The organism is Cellulosimicrobium sp. SH8 (genome assembly GCF_025818875.1).
GTDB classification, from domain to species: Bacteria; Actinomycetota; Actinomycetes; order Actinomycetales; family Cellulomonadaceae; genus Cellulosimicrobium; species Cellulosimicrobium cellulans_D.
In genome coordinates, this window is sequence record NZ_JAMXMH010000011.1 from 1 (window position 1) to 23,495 (window position 23,495).

Annotated in this window: 21 protein-coding genes; 13 read left to right on the forward strand and 8 right to left on the reverse strand. The window is 75.6% G+C overall.

The annotated features are described in order from the left end of the window. Positions 1-167: 167 nt before the first annotated feature. The 5 genes from NF338_RS15375 to NF338_RS15395 form a co-directional block, all read right to left on the reverse strand. Positions 168-1,139 carry an alpha/beta hydrolase gene (locus NF338_RS15375; protein ID WP_264031587.1) on the reverse strand — a complete coding sequence of 324 codons (972 nt, stop codon included), beginning with the start codon at positions 1,137-1,139 and terminating at the stop codon, positions 168-170. Beyond that, the gene (locus NF338_RS15380) at positions 1,136-2,095 is read right to left on the reverse strand and encodes a zinc-binding dehydrogenase (protein WP_264031588.1); all 960 of its coding nucleotides are present in this window, start codon (positions 2,093-2,095) and stop codon (positions 1,136-1,138) included. The genes NF338_RS15375 and NF338_RS15380 overlap by 4 nt, the downstream gene beginning before the upstream one ends. Positions 2,096-2,172: 77 nt before the next feature. Next, on the reverse strand, positions 2,173-2,883 hold the full coding sequence (locus tag NF338_RS15385) for a maleylpyruvate isomerase N-terminal domain-containing protein (RefSeq protein WP_264031589.1): 711 nt from the start codon (positions 2,881-2,883) through the stop codon (positions 2,173-2,175). A gap of 61 nt (positions 2,884-2,944) precedes the next feature. Continuing rightward, positions 2,945-4,261, reverse strand: coding sequence for a homoserine O-acetyltransferase MetX (gene metX, locus NF338_RS15390; RefSeq protein ID WP_264031590.1), 1,317 nt, complete (start codon positions 4,259-4,261; stop codon positions 2,945-2,947). Positions 4,262-4,305: 44 nt separating this feature from the next. Further along, positions 4,306-5,643, reverse strand: coding sequence for a bifunctional o-acetylhomoserine/o-acetylserine sulfhydrylase (locus NF338_RS15395; RefSeq protein ID WP_264031591.1), 1,338 nt, complete (start codon positions 5,641-5,643; stop codon positions 4,306-4,308). Positions 5,644-6,017: 374 nt separating this feature from the next. Between NF338_RS15395 and NF338_RS15400 the strand changes: the two genes are divergently transcribed. The 4 genes from NF338_RS15400 (at position 6,018) to NF338_RS15415 (ending at position 10,324) form a co-directional block, all read left to right on the forward strand. Beyond that, the gene (locus NF338_RS15400; RefSeq protein ID WP_264031592.1) at positions 6,018-7,433 is read left to right on the forward strand and encodes a C40 family peptidase; all 1,416 of its coding nucleotides are present in this window, start codon (positions 6,018-6,020) and stop codon (positions 7,431-7,433) included. A 73-nt stretch (positions 7,434-7,506) separates the two neighbouring features. Next, positions 7,507-8,436: a hypothetical protein gene (locus NF338_RS15405; RefSeq protein WP_264031593.1), complete on the forward strand. Its 930-nt coding sequence runs from the start codon at positions 7,507-7,509 to the stop codon at positions 8,434-8,436. After that, positions 8,433-9,674, forward strand: a complete 1,242-nt coding sequence (locus tag NF338_RS15410; RefSeq protein ID WP_264031594.1) for a sensor histidine kinase — start codon at positions 8,433-8,435, stop codon at positions 9,672-9,674. Before NF338_RS15405 ends, NF338_RS15410 begins: the two co-directional genes overlap by 4 nt. Then, complete coding sequence (locus NF338_RS15415) at positions 9,671-10,324, forward strand: response regulator (protein WP_264031595.1); 654 nt, start codon at positions 9,671-9,673, stop codon at positions 10,322-10,324. The genes NF338_RS15410 and NF338_RS15415 overlap by 4 nt, the downstream gene beginning before the upstream one ends. Before the next feature lie 61 nt (positions 10,325-10,385). On the opposite strand, the gene NF338_RS15420 is transcribed toward NF338_RS15415, so the two are convergent. Next, complete coding sequence (locus tag NF338_RS15420; protein WP_087469863.1) at positions 10,386-10,889, reverse strand: inorganic diphosphatase; 504 nt, start codon at positions 10,887-10,889, stop codon at positions 10,386-10,388. A 159-nt stretch (positions 10,890-11,048) separates the two neighbouring features. Here NF338_RS15420 and dacB point away from each other — a divergent pair, with 159 nt between their 5' ends. After that, complete coding sequence (dacB, locus tag NF338_RS15425) at positions 11,049-12,557, forward strand: D-alanyl-D-alanine carboxypeptidase/D-alanyl-D-alanine-endopeptidase (RefSeq protein ID WP_318783112.1); 1,509 nt, start codon at positions 11,049-11,051, stop codon at positions 12,555-12,557. Positions 12,558-12,584: 27 nt separating this feature from the next. Here the strand turns inward: dacB and NF338_RS15430 are convergent, their stop codons facing one another. Together NF338_RS15430 and NF338_RS15435 are read right to left on the reverse strand one after the other, a co-directional pair. Then, positions 12,585-13,007: a type II toxin-antitoxin system VapC family toxin gene (locus NF338_RS15430; RefSeq protein ID WP_264031596.1), complete on the reverse strand. Its 423-nt coding sequence runs from the start codon at positions 13,005-13,007 to the stop codon at positions 12,585-12,587. Continuing rightward, the gene (locus tag NF338_RS15435) at positions 13,004-13,237 is read right to left on the reverse strand and encodes an antitoxin (protein WP_264031597.1); all 234 of its coding nucleotides are present in this window, start codon (positions 13,235-13,237) and stop codon (positions 13,004-13,006) included. The genes NF338_RS15430 and NF338_RS15435 overlap by 4 nt, the downstream gene beginning before the upstream one ends. Positions 13,238-13,318: 81 nt before the next feature. On the opposite strand from NF338_RS15435, the gene NF338_RS15440 reads away from it, so the two are divergent. From NF338_RS15440 to NF338_RS15475, 8 genes are all read left to right on the forward strand, one after another. Beyond that, positions 13,319-14,485 (forward strand): zinc-dependent metalloprotease, encoded by a 1,167-nt coding sequence (locus tag NF338_RS15440; RefSeq protein ID WP_264031598.1) that lies wholly within the window; start codon positions 13,319-13,321, stop codon positions 14,483-14,485. 4 nt (positions 14,486-14,489) lie between these two features. Next, positions 14,490-15,635 carry a tRNA lysidine(34) synthetase TilS gene (gene tilS / locus NF338_RS15445; protein ID WP_264031599.1) on the forward strand — a complete coding sequence of 382 codons (1,146 nt, stop codon included), beginning with the start codon at positions 14,490-14,492 and terminating at the stop codon, positions 15,633-15,635. A gap of 5 nt (positions 15,636-15,640) precedes the next feature. Further along, positions 15,641-16,195, forward strand: a complete 555-nt coding sequence (hpt, locus tag NF338_RS15450; RefSeq protein ID WP_047233909.1) for a hypoxanthine phosphoribosyltransferase — start codon at positions 15,641-15,643, stop codon at positions 16,193-16,195. A gap of 201 nt (positions 16,196-16,396) precedes the next feature. Beyond that, entirely contained in the window at positions 16,397-18,502 is a 2,106-nt protein-coding gene (gene ftsH, locus NF338_RS15455) for an ATP-dependent zinc metalloprotease FtsH (RefSeq protein ID WP_264031600.1), read from the forward strand. Continuing rightward, positions 18,502-19,155 (forward strand): GTP cyclohydrolase I FolE, encoded by a 654-nt coding sequence (gene folE, locus NF338_RS15460; protein WP_239576758.1) that lies wholly within the window; start codon positions 18,502-18,504, stop codon positions 19,153-19,155. Before ftsH ends, folE begins: the two co-directional genes overlap by 1 nt. Before the next feature lie 64 nt (positions 19,156-19,219). Next, the gene (folP, locus tag NF338_RS15465; protein WP_264031761.1) at positions 19,220-20,104 is read left to right on the forward strand and encodes a dihydropteroate synthase; all 885 of its coding nucleotides are present in this window, start codon (positions 19,220-19,222) and stop codon (positions 20,102-20,104) included. A 128-nt stretch (positions 20,105-20,232) separates the two neighbouring features. Further along, on the forward strand, positions 20,233-22,917 hold the full coding sequence (gene folK, locus NF338_RS15470) for a 2-amino-4-hydroxy-6-hydroxymethyldihydropteridine diphosphokinase (protein WP_264031601.1): 2,685 nt from the start codon (positions 20,233-20,235) through the stop codon (positions 22,915-22,917). Further along, positions 22,917-23,426, forward strand: coding sequence for a DUF3180 domain-containing protein (locus NF338_RS15475; RefSeq protein WP_264031602.1), 510 nt, complete (start codon positions 22,917-22,919; stop codon positions 23,424-23,426). The genes folK and NF338_RS15475 overlap by 1 nt, the downstream gene beginning before the upstream one ends. The last annotated feature ends 69 nt before the right edge of the window (positions 23,427-23,495 follow it).

Below are 23,495 nucleotides of genomic sequence, written 5' to 3' on the forward strand. Positions count from 1 at the left end.
GGTGGGAGAGTAGGACGCCGCCGGACAACCCTTCACCGAAGGCCCACCCCACACGGGGTGGGCCTTCGGCATTTCTGTATCCGGAGGCACCGTCGCGCGACGGAGGACCGTGGTCGGCCGAGGTGGAACCGTGGTTCCTCGGTCGGACGGTGGTCGGGACGTCGGCGTCAGGCCCAGCCGTAGGCCGCCGACCAGCGCACGATCTCGGCGAAGAAGCGCGCCCGCGGTTCCGGCGCGGAGAGCGAGAGGTCGTGCATCCCGCCGGGGATCCGGACGATGGTGACGACCCGTCCCAGGTGCGCGGCGCGGCGGGCGAGCGGCTCGACGTCGAGCACGATGTCGGCGGAGCGCATCTCCTCGGACCAGCGGGTGCTGAAGAGCGACTTCTCGGCGAGGAGCACGAGCACGGGGCAGTCGACGGCGAGTCCGGCTGCGACACGAGCATGGCCGGAGATGACGGCGCGGAGCCAGCCGGCGCGGACGGGGAACGACGGGACGGGTCGCCAGGCGTCGTCGATCACCCAGGTGCCGTCGTCGCGGTCGCGCAGCGTCCGGGCGTAGTAGCCGGGGTCCACGTTCGGCAGCGGCGTGCGCGGCTGGAAGCGCGCGAGCTGGCGGATCGCAGGGCCCGAGACGGTCCGGGCGACCGACGATCCCTGGAGCTCGAGCCACGGGCTGTTAAGCACGAGCCCCCGGGCCGCCCCCGGGTGCCGGTGCGCCCACAGCGCCGCGACGAGCCCTCCGGTGGAGTGACCCATGAGCATGATCGCGGCGTGCGTGCCGAGGTCCGCCCGGACGACGTCGAGCGCGGCGGCGATGTCGGCGTCGTACTCGGTGAGGTGGTCGGCGTACCCGGGTGTCTGGTGCGGCCGCAGGCTGCGTCCGTACTTGCGGAGGTCGACGGCGTAGAACGCGGCGCCGAGCGCGCGCCAGGTCTCGGCAAGCTCGGTCTGGAAGAAGTAGTCGCTCCAGCCGTGGACATACAGCACGGCGCGCGCCGGCCGGATCGGTTCGTCGGTCGCCGGCGCGTGGCGGACCACGGTCACGACGACCTCGCCCTCGTCGTCGGGCTCCAGCTCGACCGTGCACTGCTCGTACCCGGCGCCGAGGACGTCCGGACCCCAGCCCGGCGACGTCACGGCGTGAGCACCACCTTGCCGAACTGCTCCCCGGTGTCGAGTCGCGCGAGGCCGTCGCGAGCCTGCGTCAGAGGCAGCACCTGGTCGACGACGGGCCGCACCTCGCTCCGCGCGAGGAACCGCAGCAGCGCCGCGAGGTCGTCGCGCGTCCCCATCGTCACGCCCTGGACGCGGATCTCGTGGAAGAAGATGCGGGTCAGCTCGGCGGGCGACGCGTCCCCGCTCGTGGCTCCCGCGACGACGACGGTCCCGCCCGGGCGCACCGACCGCAGCGAGTGCCGCCAGGTCGCCTGGCCGACGGTCTCGACGACGACGTCGACCGGCGCGGGCAGCCGGGCGCCGGGCTCGAAGGTCGCGGCGGCACCGAGCCGGGCTGCCCCGGCACGCTTGCCCGCGGAGCGGGAGGTCACCAACATCTCGAGCCCGGCGGCCGCGCCGAGGGCGACCGCCGCCGTCGCGACCCCACCGCCCGCGCCCTGGACGAGGACGCGGTCGCCGGGGGCGGCACCGCCGGCGGTGAAGAGCATCCGGTACGCGGTGAGCCAGGCCGTGGGCACGCACGCGGCCTCGACGAAGGTCAGCTCGGGCGGCTTGGGGACGAGGTTGTGGGTCGGGACGGCGACGCGCTCGGCGAGCGTGCCGGGGTAGCGCTCGGAGAGGAGCGACCGCTGTTCGGTCGGCCCGACGCCGTGCCCGTCCGCGCCGACCACCGCGTGCACGACGACCTCGGTGCCGTCCGGCGCGACGCCCGCGGCGTCCGTCCCGAGGATCATGGGGAGCCGGTCGGCGGGCAGCCCGACACCGCGCAGCGACCAGAGGTCGTGGTGGTTGAGGGATGCGGCGCGCACGTCCACGGTCGTCCAGTGCTCGCGGGCTTCGGGTTCGGGGCGGTCCCCGACGACCAGCCCGGCGAGGGGGTCGTCGGGGTCGAGGTGGTCGGCGTAGGCGGCGAGCATGCCCCCAACCTACGGTCCGGTCCGCGCCGCAACCACGGGAGACTCGCGTGCCGCGCGTCACCCCGCCGGGGGAGCGGTCAGAGGATCGGCAGCATGCGACCGAGGTCCGGGACGGCCTCGGACGTGTGCACGGGCTCCAGGGCGCGCGCGAGCTCGTCCACGTCGTAGGGGACGCGGCCGCAGGCGAGGCGCAGCCAGAGGCGGGCGTCGCGCACCTCGAGCGCCCAGCCGCCGCGCGTGACGACGACGCGCAGCAGCTCGGAGGCGACGGCGTCGAGCGCGGCACGGTCCACGGGGTCGACGTGGACGCCGGGGAACGTGCGGGCGAGGTCGTCGGCGTGCACCACGAGCTCGAGGACGCGCGAGCGCACCATGTCGAGGAGCGTGATCGGTCCGCGTCGCGCCTGCACGACGCGCTCGTCGGCGAGCTCGTCGAGGCGCGCGAGGCCCGCGGCGGCGAAGGCCTCGACGTTCCCGAGGCGGTCGGCGGCGATCTGCTCGTCGAGGGCGCGCGTCGCGTGCTCGATCTCCTCCGCGCGCTCCGGGTACGTACCGAGGTACTCCGCGAGCGTGAGGGGGACGGTCCCGGCGGGCACCGGTCCGCACAGGGCGAGCGTCTCCATGACGCGGCCGAGGTGGGAGGCCAGCTCGCCCACGGTCCACCCGTCGAGCACGCTGGGACGCCCGGCGTCACGGTCGAGCTCGTCACCGAGGTCGCGCAGCCACCGGTCGAGCCGGTCCCACTGGGCGCGCAGGTGCTGGGCCGCCTCGGTCACGTCGCTGTCCATCTCCTCATCGTGCCAGGACGGCGTGGGCACGCCCGCCACGGCGCCATCCCGTGGACAGGTCTCAGTCGCGGACGCCGGCGCGTTCCCCGAGGAAGTCCGCGACGATCGGGCCGAGCTGGTCGAACTCGATGAGGAACCCGTCGTGCCCGAAGTCGCTCGTGAGCGTCCGCAGCGGCTCGGCCCCCGGGATCCCGGCCGCGATGCGCGCGCAGTCCGCGGGCAGGAAGAGCCGGTCCGTGTCGACCGCGACGACGAGCGCGTGCGCCGTGACCTGCGCGAGCGCCGCCTCGACGCCGCCGCGGTCCCGCCCGAGGTCGTGCGTGAGCATCGACTCCGTGAGCACGACGTACGAGTTGGCGTCGAAGCGCCGCGCGAGCTTGTCGCCGTGGTGGTCGAGGTACGACTGCACGGCGTAGCGCCCGTCGGTGAAGGGGTCCTCGCCCCCCTGCGGGAGGCGGCCGAACCGGTCGTCGAGCTCGCGCGCGGACCGGTACGTGGCGTGCGCGATCTGCCGGGCGATGCCGAGGCCGACGTGCGGGCCGTCGCCGTCCGCCGCGTCGTAGTAGTCGCCGCCCCGGAAGCCCGGGTCGGCCCGGACGGCCCCGAGCTGGGGGTGCGCCCACGCGATCTGGTCGCCGGTGGTCTGCGCGGTCGTGGCGATCGCGGCGAGGGAGACGACGTCGATCCCCGCCTCGGGGCCGAGGAGGGCCCACTCGAGGACACGGTGCCCGCCCATCGAGGCGCCGACGACGAACGCCCACGACGCGATGCCGAGCGACCGCGCGAGCTCGATCTCGACCGCGACCTGGTCGCGGGTCGTGACGCGCGGGAAGCGGCTGCCCCAGGGGAGCCCGTCGGGTGCGGCAGACGCCGGGCCCGTGGTGCCCTGGCACCCGCCGAGCACGTTGGGCGCGACGACGAACCAGCGGTCGGTGTCGATCGGTGCGCCGGGGCCGACGAGCGACTCCCACCAGCCCGCGGTGACGTGGCCCTCGCCCGCGGGGCCGCTGACGTGGGAGTCGCCGGTCAGGGCGTGCAGGACGAGGACGGCGTTCGACCCGTCCGGTGCGAGCGTGCCCCACGTCTCGTACGCGACGCGAACGTCGGGCAGGCGGGCGCCGGACTCGAGGTCGAACGTGCCGACGTCGGCGAACCGCCGTCGTCCGGCCGGGTCGCCCTCGCGCCACGCGCCCGTGGCCGGGACCGGAGCCTTCACCCGGGCCCGCGACGGTGCGACGCCGCGCCCCGCAGCGGCGTCCGCGCGGGGGCCGCGGCGGTCGTCGGGGGCGGGGGAGAGGAGGTCGTCGTTCACAGGGCTCACCGTCGGCCACTGTACGGCCGGGGCGCGCAGGGCGCCCCGGCTGTCCAGATCCGTCATCGCTGTCCTCGTCGTGGTTCTGCTGTGCGAGCGGGCGTCGTCGCTCAGGCGCCCAGCGACGACTTGGCGGCCGTGAACCCGAGCTCGAGGTCGGCGAGGATGTCGTCGACGTGCTCGATGCCGACCGAGAGGCGGACGAGGCCGGGCGTGACGCCGGACTGCGCCTGCTCCTCGGGCGTGAGCTGGCTGTGCGTCGTCGACGCGGGGTGGATGACGAGCGAGCGGACGTCGCCGATGTTGGCGACGTTCGAGTGGAGCTGCAGCGCGGAGACGAACGCCTGCCCCGCCTCGCTGCCGCCGTCGAGCTCGAACGCGAGCACCGCACCCGCGCCGCGCGGCAGGTATTTCTGTGCCCGCTCGTGCCACGGGCTCGACGGCAGGCCCGCGTAGTGCACGGTGCGGACGTCGTCGCGGGCCTCGAGCCACTCCGCGACCTTCTGCGCGTTGGCGACGTGGCGCTCCACGCGCAGCGACAGGGTCTCGATGCCCTGCGCGATGAGGAACGCGTTGAACGGCGAGATCGCCGAGCCCAGGTCGCGCAGGAGCTGCACGCGCGCCTTGAGCACGTACGCGAGGTTCGCCCCGAGGATGCCGTCCACGCCGAGGTCGCGCGCGTAGACGAGGCCGTTGTACGACGGGTCGGGCGTGTTGTAGTTCGGGAAACGCTCGGGGTGCGCCGCGTAGTCGAACGTGCCGCCGTCGACGATCACGCCGCCGATCGCCGAGCCGTGCCCGCCCAGGTACTTCGTCGCGGAGTGCACGACGACGTCCGCCCCGTGCTCGAGCGGGCGCAGCAGGTAGGGGGTGGCGACCGTGTTGTCGACGATCAGCGGGACGCCCACCTCGTGCGCGACCGCCGCGACGGCCTCGATGTCGAGGACGTCGGCCTGCGGGTTGGGGATCGTCTCGCCGAAGAACAGTTTCGTGTTCGGGCGCACCGCGTCGCGCCAGGCCTGCGGGTCGTGCGGGTCGGAGACGAACGTCGTCTCGACGCCGAGCTTGGCGAGCGAGTACTGCAGCAGGTTGTAGGTGCCGCCGTAGAGGCTCGGGGAGGCGACGACGTGGTCGCCCGCCTCGGCGACGTTGAGGATCGCGAACGTCGTCGCGGCCTGCCCGGATGCGAGGAGGAGCGCCCCGACGCCGCCCTCGAGCGACGCGATGCGGTTCTCCACGACCTCCTGGGTCGGGTTGCCGATGCGCGTGTAGATGGGGCCGAGGTCCTTGAGCGCGAAGCGGTCGGCCGCGACCGACGCGTCGGGGAAGACGAACGACGTCGTCTGGTAGATCGGCAGCGCGCGGGCACCGGTCGTCGGGTCGGGGGTCTGGCCGGCGTGGACCTGGCGCGTCTCGAAGGACCAGGCGGGGGCGTTCTCGGTGCTCATGGTGCTCTCCTGCGGGTGGTGGGTGGACGACGGCGCACGGCGCGCCGGGCGGGCGGGTGCCGTGGGGGACGAGAGGGCGGGAGGCCGTCCGTCGACCGCGGCGAGGGGCGCACACGGGACGGGATCGCCACGGCGAGGACGTCGTCTACGACGGCTCGCGGGCAGGCGAACGTGTGCGAGGGTCAGCGACACATTCGACGGGACATGCTCGTGAGGCTAGGCGCGTTCCGCGCCGCCCGACAGGGGCGTCTCGCGATGCGAGACCACATCCTGAGAAGACTGGCGGCGCTCCGATGGCGCATCGCGGACCTTCTGGGCAGACTCGTGCGAGTGCTGTCAACGGGACACGCCGAGCAAGCTGTCGAGGAGGTGCGATGGACGACGTGACGTCGGCGCCTGCTGCCCCGTCGCAGTTCCTCGGAGGGGCGCGGCGTCGGCCGGCCACCGGGCCGCGCCGACTCGCCTCCGCGACCGCGGCGGGCCTGCTCGCGCTCGTGCTCGGCGTCGGGCTCGCGCCCTCCGCGTCGTCCGACCCGCCCTCCGACGACGACGTCCGCGCCGCGCGCGAGGCCGCGGACGGCGCGGCCCGGGACGTCGCGACGGTCGAGGGCGAGCTCGCGTCGCTGCGGGACCGGCAGTCCACCGCCGAGGCGGCAGTCGAGACCGCGGCGGAGGAGTACGCGGCCGCGCAGGACGCGCTCGCCGCAGCCGACGCGGAGGTCCGCGACGCCCAGGAGGCGCTCACGACCGCCCGGACGGGCGAGACGGACGCCCGCGCCGCCGTGGGTGCGCTCTTCCGCGCGTCCCGGCAGGGCTCCACCGACCTCGACGCGCTCCGCGCCGTCCTGGACGCGGACGGCGTGGGCCAGGTCGTCGAGCGGGAGAACGCCGAGCGTGTCGCGGGCCGCACCGCGGGTCGCGCGGTCGACGCGCACGCGACGGCGCGCGCCGTGGCCGACACCGCCCGCGCCCGGGCCGACGCGGCGCTCGCGCACCAGGGAGAGGTCGAGGACCGGGCCCGCGACGCGCTCGCCGCCGCCCAGGTCTCGTCCGACGCGCTCGCCGACGCCGTGCAGGAGTCCGCGACCCGCCGCGAGGCGCTCCTCGCCGAGCTCGCCCGCGCGCGGGCCACGAGCGTCGACGTCGAGCGTCAGCGCCAGGACGCCCTCGACGCCCAGGCCGCGAGCGAGCGCGAGGCCGCCGCCCGGGCGCGGGTCGACGCCCCGGCGACGGGGACGCCGTCGGGCGCCCCCGCGGCGCCGCCGACGAGCAGCCCCGCCCCCGCGAACCCGGCTCCCGACCCGCCGCCGGTCCCGGACCCCGCGCCCGCGCCGAACCCGCCGCCCGCCCCGAACCCGCCGCCCGCGCCGACTCCCGACCCGCCCCCGGTCGTCACGCCGCCCCCGGGCACGGGTGTCGGCAGCGCGGCGCAGGGCCAGGCCGCGGTCGCGTGGGCGCGCACCAAGATCGGCGCCCCGTACGTGTTCGGCGGCACCGGGCCGGGCTACGACTGCTCGGGCCTCACGTCGCGGGCCTGGGCCGCTGCGGGCGTCGACATCACGCGCACGTCGCGCTCGCAGTACCAGCGCGTGCAGAAGATCTCCTACGACCAGCTCCGGCCGGGTGACCTCGTCTTCTACGCGAACGACACCTCGAACCCGTCGACCATCCGCCACGTCGCGATGTACACCGGCAACGGCATGATGATCGAGGCCCGCCAGCCCGGCAGCCCCGTGCACGAGGTCGCGATGCGCTGGGCCGACGCGATGCCCTACGCGGGGCGTCCCTGACGCGACCTGGGTCGCGCGCCGTCGCGACCTGAGACCGACGCGCGCCGGGGACCGCGCCGACGAGCCTGGTCGCATGACCGACACGATCTCGTCCTGGCCCCGCACCGGTCCCACCCGCACCCCGCGGGCCGCCGCAGCGATGGTGGTCTCCGCGTCCGCGACCCTCGTCGCGGGCTCCCTGCGCTGGTGGGGTCCGTCCCCGGAGGGGTATTCGGCGATCTTCGCGCCGTCGTGGGTGGCGCCCGTCGCCGCGGGGACGGCCCTGCTCGCGGTCGTCGCCGCCCGTGGTCACCGTCCCGCGTCCCGGCACCTGGCCCTCGGGCTCGGCTGGACGGCGGTCGTCCTGCTCTTCTGGGCGGGCGGGGGCCTGGCGCTCGACGCGTTCCGGGCGTTCTTCGCGGTGACGGGGATCCCGGCCGGCGACTTCGCCGTGGTCGACGTCCCGGGGGCGCTGGTGCGGTCGCTCGCCACGGTGACGGCCGTCGTCACGACGCTGGGCACGTGGTCGGTCGCCACGACCGGAGCCCGGCCCGTCCGGCGTCGGTGGCCGCGGGTGCTCGGACTGGCGATGTGCGTGCCCTACCCGGCGCTCAAGGCGTACTGGTGGCTGGGCGGTACGCTCGGACGGCCCGAGCCGCACACGGGGGGAGCGCCGGTGATGGAGGTCGCGCTGTTCGCGACGGCGGCCGTCCTGGTGCTCGCGCTGACGCACCGTCCGGTCCCGAGCCGGGTCGTCCGGGCCGCGCTCCAGGTCGTCGGGTGGGTCGCGGCGTGCGCAGGCCTCACGATGGGGGCGCTCATGGTGTTCGGGACCGCCGCGCAGCTCCTGGGCCTCGACGACGGTCCGGTCGACCTCGGCGCCGGGGCGATCACCGTCATCGTCGCCCTGACCTACGGCACCTGGCTCGTGACCGGCCTGGCGCTGCTCGTCGCGACGCTGGACGCGGGCGGCGCCGCGGCGCGCCCCGCCCTCCGTGGCACCCGATCGGTCGCCGCACCGTGAGCCTGCGGCCCGCACGCGGGGACGTGCTCGTCGCGACGGCGGCAGCGCTGGCCCTGCTGCCCGTGACGTGCGTGGTCGCGCTGGAGTCGCTCCCCGCCGCCCGTGCGTGGGCCCTGGTCGCGCTCGCCGCGCTGGCGCACGTCACCTTCGTCGCTCGCCGGTCGGCCCCGGTGCTCTCGCACGTGCTCGTCGCGCTCACCGCGGCGGGGATGCTCGCCGTGTCCGGCCTCTACTTCCTGCTGCCGTCGGCGGCCGTGTTCCTGCTCTCCGTCTACTCCTGCACGGCGTGGGGGCCGCGTCCGCTCGGGCTGGTGACCGGAGTCGTCGGCGTGGCGGCGACCGTGCTCCGGTACCGCGTGGACCCGAGCGTGACGGCATCGCCGGTCGGTCCGAGCCCGTGGTTGCTGGGCCTGCTCCTCGCCGCCCTCGTCGGGGTCGCCTGGACCGCCGGCCTGCTCCGGCGGTCGCAGGAGCAGGTGCGGCGCGAGGCGCTGGCCGGGCGCGAGCGCGCGGAGGCCGAGCGCGAGGAGCGGGCCGAGCGGGCCGTGCTCGCCGAGCGCACCAGGATCGCGCGCGAGATGCACGACGTCGTCGCGCACTCCCTCTCGGTCGTCGTCGCCCAGGCGCGCGTGGGCCGCGCCGACCCCGGACGCGCGGCGCAGGCGCTCGCGGTGGTCGAGGAGACCGGGCGCGAGGCGCTGCGGGACATGCGGGGGATCGTGCACGTGCTGCGCGCCGAGCTGGCGGGCACCTCCGTCGGTGCGGCGGCCGGGGCGCCGGCGCCGACGCTCCGGGACGTGCCCGACCTCGTCGACCGCGTCCGCGGGGGCGGCCGCGCTGTGCGGGTCGTCGAGTCGGGTGTCCCCGTGCCGCTCGGGCCGACGGCGGAGCTCGCCGCGTTCCGCGCGGTCCAGGAGGCGCTGACCAACAGCGCGCGCCACGCCGCGCCCGGCTCGTCGACGACGGTCACCCTCGCGTGGCACGGTGCCGGGCTCCACGTGGAGGTGGCGGACGTCCTGTCGTCCGACGACGCGGGGGCTGCCCGACCCGCTCCCGGCCCGGACCCCGCTCCGGCGACCGGCGCGGGCCTGGGGCTCGTGGGGATGCGGGAGCGGATCGAGGCGGCGGGCGGGACGCTCGAGATCCGTGCGGGCGAGGCGTGGACGGTCGCGGCCTCGGTCCCGGCCTCGAACCAGCACGCGCTCGCACCGTCGCGGCGCGCGGACGGTGGCCCGTGATCCGCGTGCTGGTCGTCGACGACCAGCCGCTCGTCCGCGCCGGGGCGGTCGCCGTGATCGACGCCGCACCGGACCTGGCCGTGGTCGGCGAGGCTGCCGACGGTGCGCAGGCGCTGAACGTGCAGCGCGAGCGACGGGCCGAGGTCGTCGTCCTGGACGTGCGCATGCCGGTCATGGACGGCATCGAGACGACGGCGCGGCTGCTGGACGCGTCGATGCCTCCGTGCCGGGTGCTCGTCCTGACGACGTTCGACGTGGACGAGTACGTCTATGCCGCGCTCCGCGCGGGCGCCGCCGGGTTCTTGCTCAAGGACGCACCGACCGACGAGCTGCTCGCCGCCGTCCGCACCGTGCACCGGGGGGACGCCGTCATCGCGCCGTCGGCGACGCGGCGGCTCCTCGCCGAGGTCGTCCCCGTCCTCCCGGACGTCGTCGCCCGGTCCGAGGCCGTCGGCGTGCTCACCGGGCGCGAGCGCGAGATCGTCGCGCTGCTCGCCGAGGGGCTGTCGAACGCCGAGATCGGGGCGCGGGTGTACCTCTCGGAGGCGACGGTCAAGACCCACGTCGGCCGGGTCCTCACCAAGCTCGGGCTCCGCGACCGGGTACAGGTCGTCGTCTGGGCCTACCGGAACGGCCTCGCCCGGCCGTGACGCACGACGGCGGCCGCGCACCTCGTGAGGTGAGCGGCCGCCGTCATGGTGGTGCCGGGTGTCAGTGGCCCGGCGTGTGGTACCCGGAGTCGATGGCGCGCTGCAGCGAGCGCTCGATCTCGGCCTCGGCGTCCGTGCGGCCGACCCAGTGGGCGCCCTCGACGGACTTGCCCGGCTCGAGGTCCTTGTAGACCTCGAAGAAGTGCTGGATCTCCAGGCGGTGGAAGTCGGAGACGTCGTCGATGTCCTGGCGCCACGCGGCGCGCTGGTCGCCCGTCGGGACGCACAGGACCTTGTCGTCGCCGCCGGCCTCGTCGCGCATGCGGAACATGCCGAGCGCGCGGCAGCGGATCAGGCAGCCGGGGAACGTGGGCTCCTCGAGCAGGACGAGCGCGTCCAGCGGGTCGCCGTCCTCGCCGAGCGTCCCCTCGATGAACCCGTAGTCGTCGGGGTAACGCGTCGAGGTGAAGAGCATGCGGTCGAGGCGGATGCGACCGGTCGCGTGGTCCACCTCGTACTTGTTGCGCTGCCCCTTGGGGATCTCGATCGTGACGTCGAACTCCACTGCTTCCTCCAGTCGTACCGGCACCGCGACGCTCGGGCGGTGGCTGGGTCTGTGGACGACGGACCACGCCGTCGTGCGGGAACTAGTGTGACACGTGCGGTCCGCGCGGGAGGGTTTCCACAGGCCTCACGGTCGCCCGGGCTGAGTGATAATGCGCACGTGCCCGCACCCGACGTCCCGGTGGAGGCACCGGTGCCCGCCGGTGCCGAGCAGGCGCGCGCGGACGCGGCGGACGGACGGATCCGGGGGAGACGCATGGGCTGGGGCGCGCGGACCGGCGTGGCCGTCGGTGTCGTGCTCGTCCTCGCGGGCGGGTACGTCGTGGCGGACGCGTACGACGTCGTGCCCGGCGTCCTCACGACGGCGGCGCCGTACCCGGAGCCGAACCCGTTCCCCGACGCGCCTGGTGCCGTCGCGGCGCCCCCGCTGGAGGTCGGGCTTCCGACCCTCGACGCCGCGGCCCCGGTCCCCGCCACGGCGAGCGTGCAGGGCCTCGCGGACGCGCTCGCGGCCGACACGCGGCTCGGCCCGCGCGTCGGCGTCCTCGTGACCGACGCCGCGACGGGCGACGTGCTCGGGGCGAGCGGCGACACCGTGGGTCACGTCCCGGCGTCGACCCTCAAGACCCTCACCGCGGCGGCCGCCCTCACGTCGCCCGGCGCGCACGCGACCCTCCCGACCCGCGCCGTCCTCGAGGGCCAGGAGACCGTGTACCTCGTGGGCGGCGGCGACATGATGCTCGCCGCGGGCGCCGGGGACCCGACGGCGGTCAACGGCCGGGCGGGCCTCGGCGACCTCGCCGCGCAGGTCGCGGGCGAGCTCCGTCTGACGGGCCGCACGACGGTCGCGCTCCGCCTCGACGACACGCTCTTCACGGGCGCCGCCGTCGCGCCCACGGTCGACCCGGCGAGCGTGCGCAACGGCTACGTCGCGCCCGTCGCGGCGCTCGCCGTCGACATCGCGCGGCTCGCGGACGAGGAGTACGCGCCACGCGCCGAGGACCCGGCGATGGCCGCCGCCGACGCGTTCGTCGCCGCGCTCGCCGAGCAGGGGGTCACCGTGGCGGGCGACGTGGTGCGCGCACCGGCGCCCGACGACGGCCGCGCGGTCGGCGCGGTGGAGTCCGCGCCGCTGAGCGAGGTCGTCGCGTACCTGCTGCAGCACTCCGACAACACGATCACGGAGGTCGTGGGCCGTGTCGTCGCGATCGACGCGGGGCTGCCAGGATCCGCGGCGGGCGCGACGCAGGCCGTCCGGTCGGCCGTCGAAGGGCTCGGGGTCGACCTCACGGGCGCCTCCCTCGCCGACCTCTCGGGCCTCGGCGACGGCTCGGTCGTGACGCCCGCGCAGCTCGACGAGGTCGTCGGCCTCCTCGCGGACCCGGCACACCCCCAGCTGCGGCCCGGAGCGGTCGGGCTGCCGGTCGCGGGACTGTCCGGGACGCTCGGCGAGCGCTACCTCGAGAACGCGGGCCGCGGCGTCGTGCGGGCCAAGACGGGCAGCCTGCCGAACGTCACCTCGCTCGCGGGCACGGTCGTCACGGCCGACGACCGCCTCCTCGTGTTCTCGCTCATGGCCGACGCCGTCCCCGACGGCGGCACGTACGGCGCGCGCCTCATCTTCGACGACTTCGTCGCCTCGCTCGCGGAGTGCGGCTGCACCGCATGACCGTCGGTTCGGCTCGGGAGCCGCGGCTCAGGGATCACGCGACGCCACCGTGAGCCAGTCCTCGACCTCGAGACCGGGGACGCGGGCGAGCTCACGGACGTTGTTCGTCACCATGACGAGGCCGAGCGACCGGGCATGCCCGGCGAGAAGTGCGTCGTAGGGCCCGATGGGCGTGCCGCGGGCGGCGAGGAGGGCACGGACGCGGCCGGCGTGCATCGCCGCGAGCCCGTCGAAGGGGAGCACGTCCACGAGCGACAGCAGGTCGTCGACGGCCTGACGGTTGCGGTGCGGGTCGCCAGACCTCTCGATGCCGTACTCGAGCTCCATCTCGCTCACCGTCGAGACCGCGACGCGCCCCTCTGCCTCCCGCAGCCTCGGTCGCGCCGCCGCGCCGTTCCCGCGCAGCAGCGTGACCAGGATGGTGGTGTCCAGCAGGAAGAGCGTGCTCACAGGGCGTCGCGCTCCTCGGCGGTCCCCTGCTCACGGTCGGGGAGGAAGTGAGCGGTGGTGCGGAGACCGTGGTCGAACCACTCGTCCCACCCGGATCCTGCCGGCGTGATCACTCGGGACCGGCCCACGGCCCGGACCTCCACCTCGCGGACGTCCTCGGGCAGCGCGACCGCCTTGGGCAGGCGGACCGCCTGCGTCCGGTTGCTGCGAAACACCGTCGTGCGGACCATCAGGCCCCTCCTTCCTGCGTATATCCCGGCAGTATATCCCTGCGCCTCACGCGACTCCCGGTCCCGGGATACGGTGAGACGGTGACACTCGTCGAGCAGGACGGCCGTTCGGGCAGCGACCCGTCACGCGGCGACGCGTCGATCGTCGACTGGTCGGCCGCCGCGCAGATCGCGGGCCGGCTCGCGCGCCCGGGTCCGCAGGCGTCTCGCGACGAGCTCGCCGACCTCGTCGAGGGGCTGCGCACCGCGGCGGAGGCCGCCGTGCCCCACGTGCTCGACGTGACGCGCATGACCCCTGCAGGCGGGCCGACAGGCGCGACGACGTCCGGGTCGACGGCCGGGCTCGGCACCGTGTACGTCGTGGACCGCGCGCGCTGGGCGCGCGCCAACACCGAGATCATGGCGTCGCTCACCGACGGCGTGACCGACGCGCTCGTCGGCGAGCGCGGACGCGTCCCGCAGGCGACGGCGCTCGTCGGGGCCGCCCAGGTGGGGTCGGTGCTCGCGGTCCTGTCAAGCCGCGTCCTGGGCCAGTTCGACCCGTACAGCGGTCTCGGCGCATCGCCGTCCGGGAGCCCCGGCTCGCCCGGGCGGCTCGTGCTGGTGGCGCCGAACGTCCTGCAGGTCGAGCGCGCCCTGGACCTCAAGCCGGCCGACTTCCGCCTCTGGGTCTGCCTGCACGAGCAGACGCACGCGCTGCAGTTCGCCGCCGCGCCGTGGCTCGCGGACCACCTGCGCGCGCGGGCGAGCGCGCTCCTCACCGAGCTGTCCGCGTCGTCGCGCCGGCTCGCCGAGGCGCGGCTGCGGGAGAAGCTCGCCACCGTGGGCCGGGCCGTCCTCCACGCCGTGCGCGGCGAGGACGGGACCTTCGTCGACGGCCTCCTCACGCCCGAGGAGCAGGACCGCCTCGCCGACGTCACGGCCGTCATGGCCCTGCTGGAGGGCCACGCCGACGTGGCGATGGACGCCGTCGGGCCGCGCACCGTGCGCACGGTGCGCAGCATCCGCCGCAAGTTCGAGGCCCGGCGCGACGGCGAGGGGCGCTCCGGGTTCGACGTCGTGCTCCGGCGCGTGCTCGGCATGGACGCCAAGATCGCCCAGTACCGCGACGGCGCGGCGTTCGTGCGCGCGGTCGAGAAGGAGGTCGGGCGCGACGGGTTCAACGCCGTGTGGGCGGCGCCCGAGAACCTGCCGACCGCCCGCGAGATCGCCGACGCGCGCGCCTGGGTGCGCCGCGTCCACGGCTGAGCCGGTGGGCGGGCCGGCACCCGTCGTCGCCGCTGCGCGCCGCGCCGTGCGCGGCGCGCTCGGGGACCTGGACCCGGGGTCCCTCGTGCTCGTCGCGTGCTCGGGCGGGGCGGACTCGACGGCGCTCGCGGCCGCCACGGCGTTCGTCGCGCCGCGGCTCGGGGTGCGCGCGGGCGCCGTCGTCGTGGACCACGGTCTCCAGGTGGGCAGCGCGGGCGTCGCGGCGGACGCCGCGGAGCGCTGCCGCGGGCTGGGGCTCGACCCGGTCGAGGTGCGCCGCGTCGTCGTACCGGCGTCGGGTGACGGCCCGGAGGCTTCGGCGCGCACGGCCCGGTACGCCGCGCTGGACGCGGTGGCGGTCGAGCACGGTGCGGCCGCGGTGCTCCTGGGGCACACGCTCGACGACCAGGCGGAGACGGTGCTGCTCGGGCTCGCCCGCGGGGCCGGCGCCCGCTCGCTCGCCGGGATGGCGCCCCGACGCGGCGTCCACCGGCGCCCGTTCCTCGCGCTGCGGCGCGCAGACACCGAGGCGGTGTGCCGGACTCTCGGGCTCGGATGGTGGGACGACCCCACGAACGGACCGGCGGCGTCGGGCACCTCCGGGCTGCCGGGCACCGCGGCGCTGCCGCTGCGCTCGCAGGTGCGCGCGCGCGTCGTGCCCCCGCTCGTCGGCGTGCTCGGGCCCGGCGCGGTGCCGGCGCTCGCGCGGACCGCGGACCTGCTCCGCGACGATGCCGACCTGCTCGACGCGCTCGCCGCGGACCTCCTCGCGGCGGCCCTCGTGGAGTCCTCGGACGACGGCGGGCGTCGCCCGGTCGGCGGGCCCGCGGCGCCGGGTGCCGAGAGCGTGGTGCTCGACGCCGAGGTGCTCGCGTCCGCGCACCGGGCCCTGCGCCGTCGTGCCCTGCGGGCCGCGGCGCTGCGCGCGGGCTGCCCCGCGAGCGACCTGTTCGCCGTGCACGTCGATGCGCTCGACGCGCTCGTCACGGCGTGGCGGGGCCAGGGGCCCGTGCACCTGCCCGGCGACCTGAGGGCCGCGCGCGCGTGTGGCAGGCTTTCCCTGGGCCGCGAGACGACGCCCCGGCGAAGCATCCCCCCGCAGGCTCTCAGCACCCTCACCACCCTCACCACCCCCAGACCTCAGGAGTGACCCCCGTGGAAGCATCGGACGTCGCAGGCGACCTCGAGAACATCCTGCTCACCGAGGAGCAGCTCGGAGCGCGGCTCGACGAGATCGCGGCGCAGATCGACCGCGACTACGCGGGCAAGGACCTCCTGCTCGTCGGCGTCCTCAAGGGCGCCGTCATGGTCATGGCGGACCTCGCGCGGCGCCTGCACAGCCACGTCGAGATGGACTGGATGGCCGTCTCGTCGTACGGGTCGGGCACCAAGTCCTCGGGCGTCGTGCGCATCCTCAAGGACCTCGACGCGGACCTCACGGGCCGCAACGTGCTCATCGTCGAGGACATCATCGACTCGGGCCTCACGCTCTCGTGGCTCCTGTCGAACCTGCGCTCGCGCGGGCCGGCGTCGGTCGAGATCGCGGCGATGCTGCGCAAGCCCGACGCCGCGAAGACCGACGTCGACGTCCGGTACGTCGGGTTCGACATCCCGAACGAGTTCGTCGTCGGCTACGGCCTCGACTACGCGGAGAAGTACCGCAACCTGCCGTTCGTCGGGACGCTCGCGCCGCACGTGTACTCGAGCTGAGCGGGAGGCGGGCGCCCCCCGGGCCACCGGGGGCGCGAGACCGCCCGCGCCCGGGCGGCGTGCCGCCCACGCCCAGGCGACGTGGGCCACGCCCTGGGCGAACAGAGGCGTGATCCCCAGCAGGCGTCAAGGTCCAGAGTGTAGTTTCGAGCCCGAACACTTGCGCGAGCGGAGGGATCCGGGGCGCACGCCCCGTCGCCGATGAACATCAAGAAGATTCTCAGTGGGCCGATCGTCTGGATCGTCCTGGGCCTCGTGATCCTGTGGATCGCGTTCGCGACGTTGTCGCGCCCGACCGTCCAGCGCATCGACACGTCCCAGGGCCTCGAGCTGCTCTCGGGCGACACGGTCGAGCAGGCCCTCATCGTGGACGGCGACCAGCGCGTACGCCTGACGCTGTCCAAGGACTACGTGGTCGACGAGGGCACGGACACCGAGGAGAACAAGGGCAAGAACGTCGAGTTCTACTACGTCCAGCCCCAGGGCGAGGCCGTGGTCGACGCGGTCGTCCAGGCGGAGCCGAAGGACGGGTACAACTCCGAGGTCGCGCAGCCGTCGTTCTGGTCCTCGCTGCTCGGGCTGCTCATCCCGTTCCTCATCATCGGCGTGCTGTTCTGGTTCCTGCTCTCGCGCATGCAGGGCGGCGGCTCGCGCGTCATGGGCTTCGGCAAGTCCCGCGCCAAGCTCGTCTCCAAGGACACCCCGCAGGTGACGTTCGCCGACGTCGCGGGCGCCGACGAGGCCGTCGAGGAGCTCCACGAGATCAAGGAGTTCCTCGCGGAGCCGGACAAGTTCCAGGCGGTCGGGGCCAAGATCCCCAAGGGCGTGCTGCTCTACGGCCCGCCCGGGACGGGCAAGACGCTGCTCGCGCGCGCCGTCGCCGGGGAGGCCGGCGTGCCGTTCTACTCGATCTCCGGCTCCGATTTCGTCGAGATGTTCGTCGGCGTCGGCGCGAGCCGCGTCCGCGACCTGTTCACCCAGGCCAAGGAGAACTCGCCCGCGATCATCTTCGTCGACGAGATCGACGCCGTCGGCCGCCACCGCGGCGCCGGCATGGGCGGCGGGCACGACGAGCGCGAGCAGACGCTCAACCAGCTCCTCGTCGAGATGGACGGCTTCGACGTCAAGACGAACGTCATCCTCATCGCGGCGACGAACCGCCCCGACATCCTCGACCCGGCGCTCCTGCGTCCGGGCCGCTTCGACCGCCAGGTCGCGGTCGAGGCGCCCGACCTCAAGGGCCGCGAGGCGATCCTGCGCGTGCACGCGCAGGGCAAGCCGATCGTCCCCGAGATCGACCTCTCCGCCGTCGCGCGCCGCACGCCGGGCTTCACGGGGGCCGACCTCGCGAACGTGCTGAACGAGGCCGCGCTCCTCACGGCGCGCAGCGGCGCGCAGCTCATCGACGACCGCGCGCTCGACGAGGCGATCGACCGTGTCGTGGCCGGTCCGCAGAAGCGCACCCGCGTCATGAACGTCAAGGAGCAGAAGATCACGGCGTACCACGAGGGCGGCCACGCCCTCGTCGCCGCGGCGATGCGCTACACGGACCCCGTCACCAAGGTGACGATCCTGCCGCGCGGCCGCGCGCTCGGGTACACGATGGTCATGCCGACCGAGGACAAGTACTCCACGACGCGCAACGAGCTGCTCGACCAGCTCGCGTACGCCATGGGCGGGCGCGTCGCCGAGGAGCTCGTCTTCCACGACCCGACGACGGGCGCCTCGAACGACATCGAGAAGGCCACGGCGATCGCCAAGAAGATGGTCACCGAGTACGGCATGAGCGAGCGCGTCGGCGCGATCAAGCTGGGCACCGGCTCGGGCGAGCCCTTCATGGGTCGCGACATGGGCCACACGCGCGACTACTCTGAGTCCGTCGCGGGCACGGTCGACCACGAGGTGCGCAAGCTCGTCGAGGCCGCGCACGACGAGGCGTGGGAGGTGCTCACGCAGTACCGCGACGTGCTCGACGCGCTCGTGCTCGAGCTCCTGGAGAAGGAGACGCTCAACCAGGCGGAGCTCGCGCGGGTCTTCGAGCCCGTCGTCAAGCGCGACGCGCGCGACGTGTGGCTCTCGAGCGAGCAGCGCTCCGTGTCGCAGCGTGGACCCGTCCTCACGGACGCCGAGAAGGCGGTGCAGAACGGCGCCCCGGTGATCCCGCAGGACGAGGCCGCCGCCGCGAACGACGAGCTGCCGCCCGAGCGCATCGGTGAGGTCCCCGCCGACAGCCCGCTCGACCGGGCGCTCGGTCGCGGCGAGGACGGCCCCGAGGTCAGCGACGTGCGCGAGCCGGGGCAGGGCTGATGGGCAGCCCCGCGGGCACGGACGGCGCGCAGGGCGCGATCACGCGCGCCCGCTCGGCGGAGGACCTGCGCGCCCCCGCGGACGTGCCGCCGTACGACCAGGAGCGTGCCGAGGCCGCCGTCCGCGAGCTGTTGCTCGCGGTCGGGGAGGACCCGGACCGCGAGGGGCTGCGCGAGACGCCGGCCCGCGTGGCGCGCGCCTACCGCGAGATCTTCGCGGGCCTGCGGCAGGAGGCGGCGGACGTCCTCACGACGACCTTCGACCTCGGCCACGAGGAGATGGTGCTCGTCAAGGACATCGAGGTGTACTCGACGTGCGAGCACCACCTCGTGCCGTTCCACGGCGTCGCGCACATCGGCTACATCCCCAACGTCGACGGGCGCATCACCGGTCTGTCGAAGCTCGCGCGCCTCGTCGAGGTCTACGCGCGTCGCCCGCAGGTGCAGGAGCGCCTCACGTCGCAGATCGCCGACGCGCTCGTGGAGCACCTGCAGCCGCGCGGCGCGATCGTCGTCGTCGAGTGCGAGCACCTCTGCATGTCGATGCGCGGCGTGCGCAAGCCGGGGTCGCGCACGGTGACGTCGGCAGTGCGCGGCCAGATGCGCGACGGCGCGACGCGGGCCGAGGCGATGAGCCTCATCCTGGGGCGCTAGTCCCGTGGACCGCTTCGTGGTCGCCGGGCTCGAGGACCTGGCCGACGTGGGCCGGACGCTCGTCATGGGCGTCGTCAACGTCACGCCGGACTCGTTCTCCGACGGCGGCGAGTGGTACGAGCCCGACGCCGCGGTCGCGCACGGGCGGGAGCTGCTGGGCGAGGGCGCGGACATCCTCGACGTGGGTGGCGAGTCGACCCGCCCCGGTGCCGGGCGGGTCCCCGTCGAGGCGGAGCTCGCGCGCGTGCTGCCCGTGATCTCCGCGCTCGCCGCGGAGGGCGCGGTCGTCAGCGTCGACACGACGCGCGCCGTCGTCGCCGAGCGCGCGGTCGCGGCGGGCGCCCGGATCGTCAACGACGTCTCGGGCGGGCTCGCGGACCCGGCGATGGCCGACGTCGTCGCGCGCACCGGGGTCGCGTACGTGTGCATGCACTGGCGCGGCCACGCCGACGTCATGGACGACCTCGAGGACTACGACGACGTCGTCACGGACGTGCGCGACGAGCTCGCCGCGCGCGTCGAGACGCTGCTCGCGGCCGGGGTGCGGCGCGACCAGGTCGTCCTCGACCCGGGGCTCGGGTTCTCCAAGGCCGGTTCGTCCAACTGGCCCCTGCTCGCCCGGCTCGGCGAGCTCGAGGAGCTGGGCCTGCCGGTGCTCGTCGGCGCGTCCCGCAAGCGGTTCCTGGGGCACCTCCTCGCGCGGTCCGACGGGCAGCCCGTACCGCCCCTGCTGCGCGACGACGCGACCGCCGCGATCACGACGCTGGCCGCCGCCGCGGGCGCGTGGTGCGTGCGGGTCCACACGGTCCGGGCGTCGGCCGACGCCGTGCGGGTCGCCGCCGCCTGGTCCCGTGCGGGAGCGGCGGGGTCGGGCCGACGGGACGGGAGCGTGGGCACGACCGACCGACCGAGGACCGGGAGCGACTCGACGGCGCGGCCCACGACCTAGCAGGATGGGCGACGGGCCCCGCGGCGCGGCAGGCCCGGCGCAGCACGACACACGCAACGAGACACGGTGCCGAGAGGTCCGTCCGCCCGACCGGCGGTCGGTGACGGAGCACCGGACGGGAGCACGACGTGACCACAGCGTTCGCAGGAGCGGTCCTCGACGCGGACGGACGGCCGTTCGACCGGATCCGGCTCACGGGCCTGAGCGCCACGGGGCACCACGGTGTCTTCGAGCACGAGAAGGTCGAGGGTCAGCTCTTCCGCGCCGACGTCGTGCTCCACCTGGACACGCGCGCCGCGGCGAGCGGGGACGACCTCGCCCAGACCGTCAGCTACGCGGGCGTCGCCGAGGACGTCGTGGCCGTCCTCGCCGGCTCGCCCGCCGACCTCGTCGAGACGGTGGCCGAGCGCATCGCCGCGACGATCCTCACCCACGACGAGGTCGTCGCGGTCGACGTCGCCGTGCACAAGCCCCAGGCGCCGATCACCGTCCCGTTCGAGGACGTCGAGGTCGTCATCCGTCGTGACCGCGTCGTCGTGCCGGTCGTCGGGCCGCTCGCCCGCCGGTCCGAGCAGCACGGCCTGCGGGACGCGCCGCCCGTCGCGCCGATCCCCGTGGGCTCGGTCGCCCCGGCGCTCATCCACGGCGTCGGGGACTCCCCGGTCCCCGAGGAGCGTGTGGAGCTGGCCCCCGCGCCCGACGTCATGCCGCCGAGCATCCCCCCGGGCACGACGGCCGTCCCCGCCGACGCCCTGCCGCCCGTGGACGAGAACGTGCACGAGCCCGCGTACGAGACCGCGCACGAGGCGGTGGGCGGCGGCCCGCTCCTCGACGACGCGTCCGACGCGACCCGCGAGGCTCCCGTGGTGGCCGAGCCGGCCGCGCCGGTCCACGGCGAGCCGGCGTCCGCCACGCCCGTCGTGCCCGCACCCGAGGAGCCGACCTCCGCCGCCCCGCCCGCCGCGGAGCCGACCCCGGCGCCGTACGACGCGCTGCTCGAGGCAGCGATGCCCGCGGCTCCGGGGGCACCCGCCCCGGAGGCGCTGCCGGGCGCCTCCGCCGCACCGGAGCCGACCCCGGCCGAGCCTCCCGCACCCGGGCACCCGGGCACCGGCCCTGCCACGGGTGCCGCGGCCGCGCCCCTGGCGACGCGGGACCCGGAGCCCGGCCCTGCGCCGGAAGCGGTGCCGCACGACGAGCCCGTGCCGTTCGCCGGGCCGACGCCGGAGTCGCCCGTCGACGCCACCGCGCCGGTCACGGCGCCCTCGCACGACGCCGGCGTCCCGGTCGCCCCGTCCGGGGAGCCTGTTGCGCGGGGTGCCGAGGACGAGGCGACTCCCGCGCCGCCGGTCGAGCACGACCGCATGGACGACGTGCCCGCCGGGTTCGTCGAGGTGGTGCTCGCTCTCGGCGCGAACCTCGGCGACGCGCAGCAGACGCTGCGCGACGCGATCACCGACCTCGACCGGATCTCCGGGCTCGAGATCACCGAGGTCTCGCCGCTCGCGCGGACGGCCGCGGTGGGCGGCCCCGACCAGCCCGACTTCCTCAACACGGTCCTGCTCGCACGCACGCGTCTCTCGGCCCGCGACCTGCTGCACGCGTGCCAGTCCGTCGAGCACGCGCACGGCCGGGTGCGCGACGAGCGCTGGGGGCCGCGCACGCTCGACGTGGACCTCATCGTGTACGGCACGCTCACGGCCGTCGCCGACGACCTGGAGCTGCCGCACCCGCGCGCCCACGAGCGGGCGTTCGTGCTCGAGCCGTGGTCGCAGATCGACCCGGACGCCGTGCTGCCCGGCCTCGGCGGAGGGCCGGTCGCCGCGCTCGCGGCGACCGCACCCGACCGGGGCGGGATCCGCTGGCTCGCGCTCGACTGGCTGACCGACGCCGCGCCCGACCCCACGGGTGCGGTCCCGGTCGCGGCCGAGGGCTCCGACGCGGCCCCCGCTCCCGCGCCCGCACCGGCAGAGCACGTGGTCGTCGACGACCCGTACCGGCAGCCGCCGGCGGACGCGGCACCCGGACCGCACGACGCACCGTCGACGTCGGGGCCGACTCCCGTCGGAGCGCAGGTGATCCGGGAAGAGGTTCCCGCGCCGGTCGCGCCCCAGCATCCGCCCGTCCCGCAGCAGGCGTTGCCCGCGCAGCCGGTCCCACCGCAGGGCCTCCCGGCCCCCGGCGCGGAGCTCCCCGTCGCCCCGCCCCAGGCGGCGATCCCGCCGCAGGCGGTCGTCACTCCGCAGGCGTCCCCGGCGGAGCCCGGCCTGGCCCGGCCCGTCTTCGCCCCGGTGTCCGACGGCCCGGCGCCCGTGTCCGAGGGGTCGCCCACCGTCGTCCCTGATGGCGCGTTCGGGGCGCACGACGGCGCTGGTCTGCCGAGCGTCGCGCCCTTCCCTGGCCCCTCGCACCGCCCGTCGGTGCTGCCCGACCCGGAGCCACCGGCGCAGGACGTCGTGGAGCCCGCGGAGCACGGCGCCCCGGCGTTCCCCGCCTTCGCGCCGGTCCACCCTGCAGAGCGGCCGGTCGCGGCGCCGCCGGTCGGCGCCCCGCACGTCCCCGCGCCGACGGTCGGCAGGCCGCACGTGCAGGCACCCGCCGACCCTGCGACCGCGATCGAGGACGGCATCATCCGGTCGGTGCCGTTCGCCCCGGTGGCGGGGCCGGCACAGGCAGCGCCCCAGCCCTCGGCCCTCCCGTCCGCGCAGGCGTCGGCACCGGGGCCGCTCGCTGACGCCTCGCTGCACCCGACGACCGACCCGTGGCCGCCCTTCGGGCCGGTCTCGGGCGCCGCGCACGACGCCGAGCGCTGATGCGGCGCACCTCGGTCCGCACCCTGCTGCTCGTGGCGGTCGCCACGGCGGTCGTGGGCTGGTTCGTCGTGCGGCTCCTCCAGGGCCGCGGCACGCACCTGCCGGCGGTGCCGTGGCTCGTGGACGTGGCGGTCGTCGCGCTCGCCGCGGCGGTGTTCTGGGCGGGCTGGACCGTCCGCGCCTACCAGCGCGGCAAGCGACCCTCGCTCGACGCGTTCCGCGCGGCCCGCACGTTCGTGCTCGCCAAGGCCGCCGCGCTCACGGGCGCCCTGCTCGCAGGCTGGTACGGGGCGCAGGTGCTCGTAGCGCTGCCCGACCTCTCGATCGAGGCGCAGCGGGACCGCGCGGTGGCGGCCGGGGTCGCGGTCGCGTGCGCGGTGCTGCTGGCCGTCGTCGGGCTCGTGGCCGAGCGGTTCTGCCAGCTCCCGCCCGACGACCGCGGTGAGGGTCGCGAGGGCTCGACGACGCGCGAGGACCCGGAGACGCCGGGCGCGAGCACGCCCGCCTGACGCTCCGCTCCGTGGCGTGGCCGCGCACCGCGACCCGGTGGCGCCGGGCAGCGTCCCGCCCCGGGCGTG

Coding starts and splice junctions, on each gene's coding strand:
- NF338_RS15380 (WP_264031588.1), bottom strand. CDS start 2,095: ATGCTCGCCGCCTACGCCGACCACCTCGACCCCGACGACCCCCTCGCC.
- NF338_RS15385 (WP_264031589.1), bottom strand. CDS start 2,883: ATGGACAGCGACGTGACCGAGGCGGCCCAGCACCTGCGCGCCCAGTGG.
- metX (WP_264031590.1), bottom strand. CDS start 4,261: ATGACGGATCTGGACAGCCGGGGCGCCCTGCGCGCCCCGGCCGTACAG.
- NF338_RS15395 (WP_264031591.1), bottom strand. CDS start 5,643: ATGAGCACCGAGAACGCCCCCGCCTGGTCCTTCGAGACGCGCCAGGTC.
- NF338_RS15400 (WP_264031592.1), top strand. CDS start 6,018: ATGGACGACGTGACGTCGGCGCCTGCTGCCCCGTCGCAGTTCCTCGGA.
- NF338_RS15405 (WP_264031593.1), top strand. CDS start 7,507: ATGACCGACACGATCTCGTCCTGGCCCCGCACCGGTCCCACCCGCACC.
- NF338_RS15435 (WP_264031597.1), bottom strand. CDS start 13,237: ATGGTCCGCACGACGGTGTTTCGCAGCAACCGGACGCAGGCGGTCCGC.
- ftsH (WP_264031600.1), top strand. CDS start 16,397: ATGAACATCAAGAAGATTCTCAGTGGGCCGATCGTCTGGATCGTCCTG.
- folE (WP_239576758.1), top strand. CDS start 18,502: ATGGGCAGCCCCGCGGGCACGGACGGCGCGCAGGGCGCGATCACGCGC.
- folP (WP_264031761.1), top strand. CDS start 19,220: ATGGGCGTCGTCAACGTCACGCCGGACTCGTTCTCCGACGGCGGCGAG.
- NF338_RS15475 (WP_264031602.1), top strand. CDS start 22,917: ATGCGGCGCACCTCGGTCCGCACCCTGCTGCTCGTGGCGGTCGCCACG.